Origin of the sequence: Clostridium algidicarnis DSM 15099 (assembly GCF_002934235.1) — a bacterium.
GTDB classification, from domain to species: domain Bacteria; phylum Bacillota; class Clostridia; order Clostridiales; family Clostridiaceae; genus Clostridium_L; species Clostridium_L algidicarnis.
Window position 1 is genome coordinate 1 of record NZ_PTIS01000031.1, and the last position, 8524, is coordinate 8524.

The 8524-nt window shown below is 32.8% G+C and carries 10 protein-coding genes and 1 pseudogene; 5 read left to right on the forward strand and 6 right to left on the reverse strand.

Annotated features, from left to right (window positions below; translation table 11 throughout):
• Positions 1-71: 71 nt before the first annotated feature.
• Complete coding sequence (locus BD821_RS13150; protein WP_146076391.1) at positions 72-707, reverse strand: IS3 family transposase; 636 nt, start codon at positions 705-707, stop codon at positions 72-74.
• Between the two features lie 71 nt (positions 708-778).
• Entirely contained in the window at positions 779-949 is a 171-nt protein-coding gene (locus tag BD821_RS13565; protein ID WP_169994235.1) for a hypothetical protein, read from the reverse strand.
• A 212-nt stretch (positions 950-1161) separates the two neighbouring features.
• Here BD821_RS13565 and BD821_RS13155 point away from each other — a divergent pair, with 212 nt between their 5' ends.
• The 4 genes from BD821_RS13155 (at position 1162) to BD821_RS13170 (ending at position 5524) form a co-directional block, all read left to right on the forward strand.
• Positions 1162-1356, forward strand: a complete 195-nt coding sequence (locus tag BD821_RS13155; RefSeq protein ID WP_104410867.1) for a helix-turn-helix domain-containing protein — start codon at positions 1162-1164, stop codon at positions 1354-1356.
• A gap of 3 nt (positions 1357-1359) precedes the next feature.
• Positions 1360-4113 (forward strand): DNA methyltransferase, encoded by a 2754-nt coding sequence (locus BD821_RS13160; RefSeq protein WP_104410868.1) that lies wholly within the window; start codon positions 1360-1362, stop codon positions 4111-4113.
• Positions 4114-4275: 162 nt separating this feature from the next.
• Positions 4276-5061, forward strand: a complete 786-nt coding sequence (locus BD821_RS13165) for a hypothetical protein (protein ID WP_104410869.1) — start codon at positions 4276-4278, stop codon at positions 5059-5061.
• Positions 5062-5065: 4 nt separating this feature from the next.
• Positions 5066-5524, forward strand: a complete 459-nt coding sequence (locus BD821_RS13170) for a hypothetical protein (protein WP_104410870.1) — start codon at positions 5066-5068, stop codon at positions 5522-5524.
• 172 nt (positions 5525-5696) lie between these two features.
• On the opposite strand, the gene BD821_RS13175 is transcribed toward BD821_RS13170, so the two are convergent.
• The 4 genes from BD821_RS13175 to BD821_RS13190 form a co-directional block, all read right to left on the reverse strand.
• Positions 5697-5999: a hypothetical protein gene (locus tag BD821_RS13175; RefSeq protein WP_169994238.1), complete on the reverse strand. Its 303-nt coding sequence runs from the start codon at positions 5997-5999 to the stop codon at positions 5697-5699.
• A complete protein-coding gene (locus tag BD821_RS13180) occupies positions 5986-6981 on the reverse strand; it encodes a relaxase/mobilization nuclease domain-containing protein (protein ID WP_104410872.1) in 996 nt (331 codons plus the stop codon). Before BD821_RS13180 ends, BD821_RS13175 begins: the two co-directional genes overlap by 14 nt.
• 2 nt (positions 6982-6983) lie before the next feature.
• The gene (mobC, locus tag BD821_RS13185) at positions 6984-7250 is read right to left on the reverse strand and encodes a plasmid mobilization relaxosome protein MobC (RefSeq protein WP_104410873.1); all 267 of its coding nucleotides are present in this window, start codon (positions 7248-7250) and stop codon (positions 6984-6986) included.
• A 103-nt stretch (positions 7251-7353) separates the two neighbouring features.
• Positions 7354-7587 (reverse strand): complexin-2, encoded by a 234-nt coding sequence (locus tag BD821_RS13190; protein WP_104410874.1) that lies wholly within the window; start codon positions 7585-7587, stop codon positions 7354-7356.
• A 179-nt stretch (positions 7588-7766) separates the two neighbouring features.
• On the opposite strand from BD821_RS13190, the pseudogene BD821_RS13195 reads away from it, so the two are divergent.
• Positions 7767-8524 (forward strand): annotated as a pseudogene (locus BD821_RS13195) (transposase); the annotation flags it as partial.

The following is an 8524-nucleotide window of genomic DNA, read 5'->3' on the forward strand; positions in this document are numbered from 1 at the left end:
CCGAGCGTTACCATTCACGCTAGTCACGATAGAGTTACCCCGAATGGATAGGGTAGTCTTTCGACAATATATTACGCGACTTCTTGTCGCACCTGGCTTCCTTGGTCGCTGTGAAGAATGATACCTTTTTCTGGCTTATGTCTTTTTAATGCGATTGTAAGCGTATTTATCGCCAGTTCGGTGGTAATATGATTTCCATTTAGTGTTGCCACTACGGAACGATCATATAAATCAATAATTGTACAGTTATAGCGAATTGTTCCATCTTTTTGAGGGAAATACGTGAAATCCGTACACCATATTTTATTTGGAACATCCACTTTAAAGTTTTGGTTCAAAAGATTTGGAAACGCCTTATGTACAATACCTTTTACATAATCAGGTTTCTTTCTACGAACGATGGAACGTAGGCGAAGTTCTTTCATATATTTGTAAACAGTTATGCAAGAATAATTAATATTACACTGTTCAAGATAATCATGCATCATCCGATAGCCGGGGACACCATTATTTTTATGATAAATTTCAACAATTTTTTGCTCTACCCTTGCTTTGTCTTCGTGATATTGATATTTCCTGTGGTTTAAGTAATTATAGTAAGCATTCGGATAAATGTTGAATCTTCTAAGAAGCCATCTCACGCCGAATTCCTTATTGTTTTTCTGGATGAACTGGTACTGAGCTAATCGATTTCCTTCGCAAAGAATGCATTTTCCTTTTGCGCTTCTGCAAGTTCTTTTCGTAGGCGTTTGATTTCTTCATAAGAATCGTTTTCTTCTTAGATTTTGGGATTTGTTTGGCATTCTTTGCGGCGCTGTTGTAACCAGTAGGTAATTGTACCTTGCCCAAGATGATATTCTTCGGTAAGGCTTTTCTTCGTCCGACCTTCTTCCAGATAGAGGCGGAGAACTTTTTCTTTGAGCTCAGGCTCATAATGATTGTTTGACATTAGCAACATCTCCTTGTATTAGTTTTATTTTATCAAACTATACACAGGTGTTACAACTTTATTATAGCAGGTCAGCATATAGATAATTGGGTAGAAATAGCATCTCTTAATTGAGGTGCTATTTTGATATATTACCACTAAATTATGCTAAATACTTGAAAATATCAATATATATTGTATAATATTTATTGATAGCTTAGGAGGAATTAAATATGAATAACAGTAAACTCCCTGAAAATTGGGTTTCGACAAAAGAAATTGCACAACACCTCGGTGTTACCGTTGAAACAATCCGTAATTGGATAAGAAAAGCAACAATTCCTTGCCACAAAGTGGGCAAATTATGGAAATTTAAAATAAGTGAAGTTGATGCTTGGGTGGTAAGCGGACAAGCAAGAGAGGATTAACATATGATTAACAATGAGCATAAACAATCTATAAAACAGTTTATAGAGTACTGGAAAGATAGAGGCTCAGAACGAGCAGAAAGTCAAAAATTTTGGCTAAATTTATTAGGAGATGTGTTGGGTGTAGCTAATCCAACTGAATATATCTCATTTGAAGACCCTGTCATGATGAATAACACAGGTTTTATTGATGGATATATTGATAGTACCAAAGTACTGATAGAACAAAAAGGTAAAAACAAAAATCTGAGAGATGGTATTAGACAATCAGATGGCAGTTTGTTATCTCCATTCCAACAGGCAAAACGCTATGTTGTTGATTTGCCTCGCTCTAAACATCCACGATTTATTATTACTTGTAATTTTAAAGAATTTCTTATATATGATATGGAAAAACCGCAGGGAGAACCACAATCTGTTTTGCTTGAAAACCTAGAAAAAGAATTATATAGACTTCAATTTTTAGTGGATAGTGAAAATGAACATATCAAAAAAGAAACCGAAGTTTCTATAAAATCCGGTGAATTAGTTGGGAATTTATATAACTTACTCATAAATCAATATAAGGACCCAACGAATCCTAAAACATTAGAAAGCCTTAATATGTTTTGTGTCCGAATTGTGTTTTGTTTGTATGCTGAGGATGCAGGGATATTTGGAAAGCATGGTAAATTTCATGATTACTTGGCATCTTTTCATATTAAAGATACAAGAAAAGCAATGATTGATTTGTTCAGAATATTAGATCAAAGACCAGAAGAACGTGACCCATATGAAGATGACATACTCGCCTCATTCCCTTATGTAAATGGTGGCTTGTTTGCTGATGAAAATATTGAAATTCCCCATTTGACTGAAGATATTGTCAATCTCATACTTAGAAATGCAAGTGAGGATTTTGACTGGAGCGAGATAAGCCCTACTATTTTTGGTGCGGTGTTTGAAAGTACCTTAAATCCAGAAACTCGCCATGCTGGTGGTATGCACTACACATCTATTCAAAATATACACAAGGTAATTGATAACTTATTTTTAAATGACTTGAAAGCAGAATTTAACACGATTCTTGAAACAAAAGTAGAAAAAACTAAAAATTTAAAATTAAGAAATTTTCAAGAAAAACTTGCAAGCCTTACATTTTTAGACCCTGCTTGCGGTTCTGGAAACTTTTTGACTGAAACATATCTATCGCTCAGAAAACTTGAAAATGAAATACTGCTCGCCTTATCTCATGGTCAAACTATGCTTGATTTAGAGGGAGTCATTCAAGTAAAAATCCATCAATTTTATGGAATAGAAATCAATGATTTTGCCACAATTGTTGCAAAAACTGCTCTTTGGATTGCCGAATCACAAATGATGAAGCAGACAGAGGAAATTGTGCATATGAATCTTAACTTCTTACCACTCAAGTCCTATGCGAATATTGTTTGTGCCAATGCACTTGATACTCCATGGGAAGATATTGTGCCTAAGCATAAATTGAACTATATTATGGGTAATCCACCATTTTTAGGTTTCACATATATGGATATAAAACAAAAGGAAAATATGCTTAAAATATTCCCTAAGACTAAAAACTTAGATTTTGTTTGTGCATGGTATAAAAAGGCAAATGATTTAATAAAAGGAAGTAGGATCGAGTGCGGATTTGTTTCCACAAATAGTATTACACAAGGAGAAACGGTATCTTCTTTTTGGAAATTTTTAGATTTTAAAATTAATTTTGCTTATAAAACATTTAACTGGACAAGTGAAGTAAGCCAAAAAGCTGCTGTACATTGTGTGATTATTGGGTTTGCAGACTTTAATAGAGTTGAAAAATTTTTGTACTTTTCTGATGATAATTTTGTAAAATGCAAAAATATTAACCCTTATTTAATTGATGGTGAAAACATAATAATAGAGAGCAGAAACAAACCCTTATATGAAGTAAATAAAATGATTTATGGAAACAAACCAGCTGATGGTGGTAATTTAATTATAGAAAACGATGACTACGAAGATTTTATTAAAAGAGAACCTAACGCTATAAAATTTATTAGACCACTACTTGGTGCAACTGAGTATATAAATAATAAAAAGCGTTGGTGTTTGTGGTTAAAAGATGCAAAACCAAACGAATTAACAAAACTTCCTCTTGTCTTAGATAGGGTAAAGAAATGTAAAGAAAGTCGATTATCTAGTATAGCCGCAGGAATAAGAAAATTTTCTGAAACTCCAACATTATTTGCTCAAATAACACAACCAGATTATGTGGATTTTATAATAATACCTCGTGTTTCTTCCGAAAGAAGAAAATATATCCCAATAGGATTTTTAGATTCCAATTTTATTGTATCTGATGCTGTTCAAATTGTTCCAAATGCTACAATTTACGATTTTGGTATTTTGACATCAAACGTGCATATGGCTTGGGTGAAAATCACTTGTGGAAGGTTAAAAAGTGACTATAGATACTCAAAGGATGTCGTCTATAATAACTTCCCTTGGTGTTCCCCAACAGACATACAAAAAGCTAAAATTGAACAAACCGCACAGGCAATTTTAGATGCAAGAGCTATGTATCCAGGAAGTTCCCTTGCTGACTTGTACAACGAGCTTACAATGCCCAAAGAATTAAGAAAAGCACATCAAGATAATGACAGAGCTGTTATGTCAGCCTATGGATTTACAACCAAAATGACCGAGTCTGAATGTGTGGCAGAGCTTATGAAGATGTATAAGGAGAAAGTGGAAAATAATGTTGTAAAATAAAACGATAGTGTCTGACTAAATTTGTAAATGTGATTTTGTATACCAATAGAAAATCGATGTGGATATATGGATATTTTGCAGACCAAGTCATGGAATCCGCTCAAGAACATATTCTCGATTAAATAAATATATCTAATCATATTATTAAAGAGGTGGAAAATAATGAAATTTAAAAATTGTCAGCTTATAATAAATAGCCAAACGCCACAAAGAAATGATATTCGAAAAATATATGAAATAGGATTGTCTTGTATAAAAGACTATGGTAGTGATTTATATGAAATTCATAAAGAATTTATTGAAGATAGATTCTTGTGGCTTTACTGCGAGTATGACAATTCTCAATTATATAATGAAACTGTACTTAATAAGGACAATGATGAAAAAGAAGCCAACCCCAGAACGAAATCTCAAGTTGAATTAAGAAAGCAGTTATTTATTTGTTATGATACGCATACTAATCTACTATATATGAATAATATAGATAAGCGAGGATTTGTTAAGTACTACATATCTGACACATTGCAAAAAGAAGTTATTATCAAAAACATCTTTGCGTCTCTGGAAGATTTTCAAAAAACAGTAAAACGGATAAAGTCTTTAAAATTCGTTCAAGAAGATAGTATAATGAACAGAATGCCGGACTCTATTTTTCAACAACACACTAATATTTATGGATTTGATTGTCCTTCAAAAGTTACAATGCAAGTAGAATATGGTGGTTCGCGCATAGGTGAATTGAAAAATGCTCTAAAAAACTTGCAAATAAAGAAAAATGCCGGTGAATTTGAAAGTATTATTTTGGTAGGATATGATGACCAAGATGTAGAAGCAAGTTTTGATTTTTCTTCTATAATGAAAGCTATTGAAATATTGGCAAATAAAAATGAGAATAGTAGATTTAATCAAGATGAGGTTAGAGATGCTTTTTTGGAAAAAATAAGGTGATGTTATGTACAAAAAGCATAAATGTACAACAACTATTACATTTGTATCAGTGTTTATTTTAACTTTTTTTCTTAATATTAATTTTGAAGATGTAGCATCAGATTGTATTTCTATTGTTTCCTTTGCGTTAGCTGTGTATGCTATTTGCATAAGTGCTTTAATAGGAAGCCCTTTGTTAGAATCATTACGCAGTAATATTGATGCTCAAATTAGCGATAGAACGCAGTTAGGGGTAATAAAAAATTATATAAGAATAGCTATCTTTATCTCTGTTATTACACTTGTTTTAGCTTGTATAAGTAAAATCAAAATAAATAGCAATATCATAATGTTGATTTTAAATAAGTTAAACTATTTAAATCCTCAACAACTATTTTCATCTCTATGCTTTGCCTTTTTCTCACTTAACTTTCTATTTATAATTTTTATATTTATGTTTATAATCAACCGACAAGTAGATTAAGTAAATACTATTGAAAATTGAGCTTTTCCCAAGCGCTGCGTGAAACACGATACCCTTTACCTACTCCCTTAGCAAGCAATGGAAAGGTATATACTTTCCGCTTGTTGGGAGCTCCCAAACCCCATAAAAAAGTCCACCTATTCTCAAAATTTCGAGGGTAGGTGGACTTGCTTTATCTATCGTAACCGATAGACTTTTTATTTTGCTTTTGTGGTAATAGTTGTTCTAAATTTCGTTGTACGGTCTGATATTGTTTTACGCTGTCCTTTAGCTCATAATACTGTTCATAAAGAGCTTTTTTCTTTGCATTAAGCTCTTTAAATTCAACCTGTAAATCCGATATTTTTGCAAGTTTTTTTACACCTAATTTATCAAAATATTTCTTTGCATTTTGATGTAAAATAATCTCTCCATAATGATTTTCTTTGAAGGTTTCCTTGTCTTTTGCCTTGCGATATTCATCATAAATCAGCACTGATATTTGAAATTTTATCAAATTTTTCTGTAATTTGATTTTCTAAATCTTCAAGGGAAGTGTTGCTGTTTTCCGTTAAGAAATTAAAAGATTTTGCCATTGTTTTAAGGTTTTGTTTGTTCGCCCAGTTTTCAAGACCTTTGCCCTTGCCGCTGTCAACTTTTATAAGATTTCCTATATCATCTTCAAATAAAACTGCATAGGATTTCGCCTTGCCCAAACGCTCCTTTAAAGCTGTTTCAGTATAGGCATTTCCAAGTGTTTTTCCTCTTGAAAATCGTTCGCCGCTCGGTGGTCTAAATGCAATATGTTTGCCAATTTTAACCTCAAAACCTTGTCTTTGCAATATTTGTAAAAATTCCTCAAAAGTCTTGCAGTGAGGTAGTATTTCATCAATGCTCTGTTTAATAAAGGCTTTCCAACTTGTACCCTTTTTTCGTTCTTGCCACTCGAAATAGTCAGCACCTTTCAGATTAGGATTTTCCACAATAGAAAGTTCGTTTTCTTTGCAAAACCTGTCGCTGATTTTTCGCACAGCTTCAGCAGAGTTTTTATAATTATTAAACTTTCCGTCGCAATCTAAGTTGGTGGAATTAAAACAGATATGATTATGAATATGAGCCTTTTCAATATGGGTAGCAACAATAAATTGATGTTTGCCCTTTGTAAACTCCATAGCCAAGTCATAGCCAATTTTATTGGCAAGTTCAGGTGTTATTTCATCTGGCTTAAAGGATTGCCTTATTTGATAAGCAAGCACACCCTTACCGCTTGTATTTGCTCTGCCGGTACGGTTAGTATAAAGATTTTTAGCAATAACAAATTCCTCACTTGCTGTATCAACACCACATTCATAACTGATGACATACTGCTTTTCATTGGTCTTATCGGGATTTATGTAATAATCATTTCTTGCAGATATACTTGCTAAAACAGATGCCCCATTGTTACCACGAATTGGAATTAACTTTGTTGTAGCCATCGCTAAACACCCTTTTTTGAAAGCTCTAAGATAACAGGAACAATATCATTTTTAAGCTGTCTGCAACTGCCTTGAAGCTCCTCTAAATCTTCTTTATAGAAATTTCCTGTACTGTTTACCCTCGTTGCAATTTGATTGATGTTATTTGAGATGTTCCCCATAAGTTTTAAAGGCTTTTGTAGAGCATCTAAATCAAGCTGTAACATATATCCATAGATAGCCATTCTACGTATATATTCACTTTTATTTTTAATATTCATAATTTCCATACGCTTTTTCCTGTATGGACTTTTCTTTTGCCATAGTTTCCCTCCTTAATTGCAATGACAGGAGAGTGCCACTCTCCTGTATTTTGCTGATAGGGATAAAGAATTACCACCTAAAATCTTTGTGATAGCCTTTTCTGTCAAGGTACTCTTGCCTTGCTTTTTCTTGTTCTGTTTGGGTTTTGGCAGTTTTATAAGTGGTATATAATTCTCTATCCATCAATCTATCAATCTTATTTTTTAATTCAATTTCGATTTCTTCCAAAACATCGTCATTTCCCAATAAATGATATTCTAACAGATTAAAAAACAACTCTTTTGATATTTGAACATTTTTCATATTGCAAACTCTTTTCTAAATATGATAGTGTTAACACTATCTTTGTTTTATTTATTTCAATCCTTGCTATTGCAAGGGTTTGTTCTATTTTAAACCTAAAAAAAACAATGACCCCCTCTTTTCTGATATAATTGTTGTAATCTACCCCAACAAAAATCTCCAAAAAGTAAGGTGTCATTGTGAGTACAATTATATCAATATTAGTTACATATAATCAACTATTACTTTCACAAATAAATGAATTACTTATTTTCATTGCGAAAAACATACCTTTAAAGGCTCCAAAATATGATATGACAAGTCCTAAATACAAGAAACTTACTGTAGATAAATTACCGATTATTAAGACATTTGAACATCTTGATTACAATCAACTTTTAAATGAATACAAACTTGCTAATGGTAAAGATAAAAAGCCAGTAAATCCTCGCGGAAAGAATCCAGTAGCACCTGATACTGTCTGCCCTCGCTGTGGTGCTCCGCACAATTATATCTACGATAATGCAGGTGGCCGTGGGCAGCTTTGCTGCAAGGTTTGTGATTTGCATTTTAGTAAAAACAAAGTTGATTTCAAGACCGCGCTCTTCATTTGCCCTTATTGCGGACATGCTCTAAGCAAAAAGAAAGACCGCAAGAACTTTTATGTCCATAAATGTGTTAATAAAAAATGTGATTTCTACCTAAACTCACTTGCAAAACTTTCATCAGAAGATCTAGAAGAATACAAGAAAGATAAACACAAATTCAAACTCCATTATATTTACCGCGAGTTTACTACTAATTATTTTGACGTTGATTTATCTTCTATGCCTAAAGGTGCCACTACCCTAAGATTCAGAAATTTTTCTTCTCATGTAATGGGACTTTGCCTAACATACAACGTTAATTTAGGACTATCTACACGCCATACCGCACGTGCGCTTTGGGAAATCCACGG

What these genes read in the sequence shown, in the direction of transcription:
- BD821_RS13565 (WP_169994235.1), bottom strand. Translation starts at nt 949, where the DNA reads ATGTCAAACAATCATTATGAGCCTGAGCTCAAAGAAAAAGTTCTCCGC.
- BD821_RS13155 (WP_104410867.1), top strand. Translation starts at nt 1,162, where the DNA reads ATGAATAACAGTAAACTCCCTGAAAATTGGGTTTCGACAAAAGAAATT.
- BD821_RS13160 (WP_104410868.1), top strand. Translation starts at nt 1,360, where the DNA reads ATGATTAACAATGAGCATAAACAATCTATAAAACAGTTTATAGAGTAC.
- BD821_RS13165 (WP_104410869.1), top strand. Translation starts at nt 4,276, where the DNA reads ATGAAATTTAAAAATTGTCAGCTTATAATAAATAGCCAAACGCCACAA.
- BD821_RS13170 (WP_104410870.1), top strand. Translation starts at nt 5,066, where the DNA reads ATGTACAAAAAGCATAAATGTACAACAACTATTACATTTGTATCAGTG.
- BD821_RS13180 (WP_104410872.1), bottom strand. Translation starts at nt 6,981, where the DNA reads ATGGCTACAACAAAGTTAATTCCAATTCGTGGTAACAATGGGGCATCT.
- mobC (WP_104410873.1), bottom strand. Translation starts at nt 7,250, where the DNA reads ATGGAAATTATGAATATTAAAAATAAAAGTGAATATATACGTAGAATG.
- BD821_RS13190 (WP_104410874.1), bottom strand. Translation starts at nt 7,587, where the DNA reads ATGAAAAATGTTCAAATATCAAAAGAGTTGTTTTTTAATCTGTTAGAA.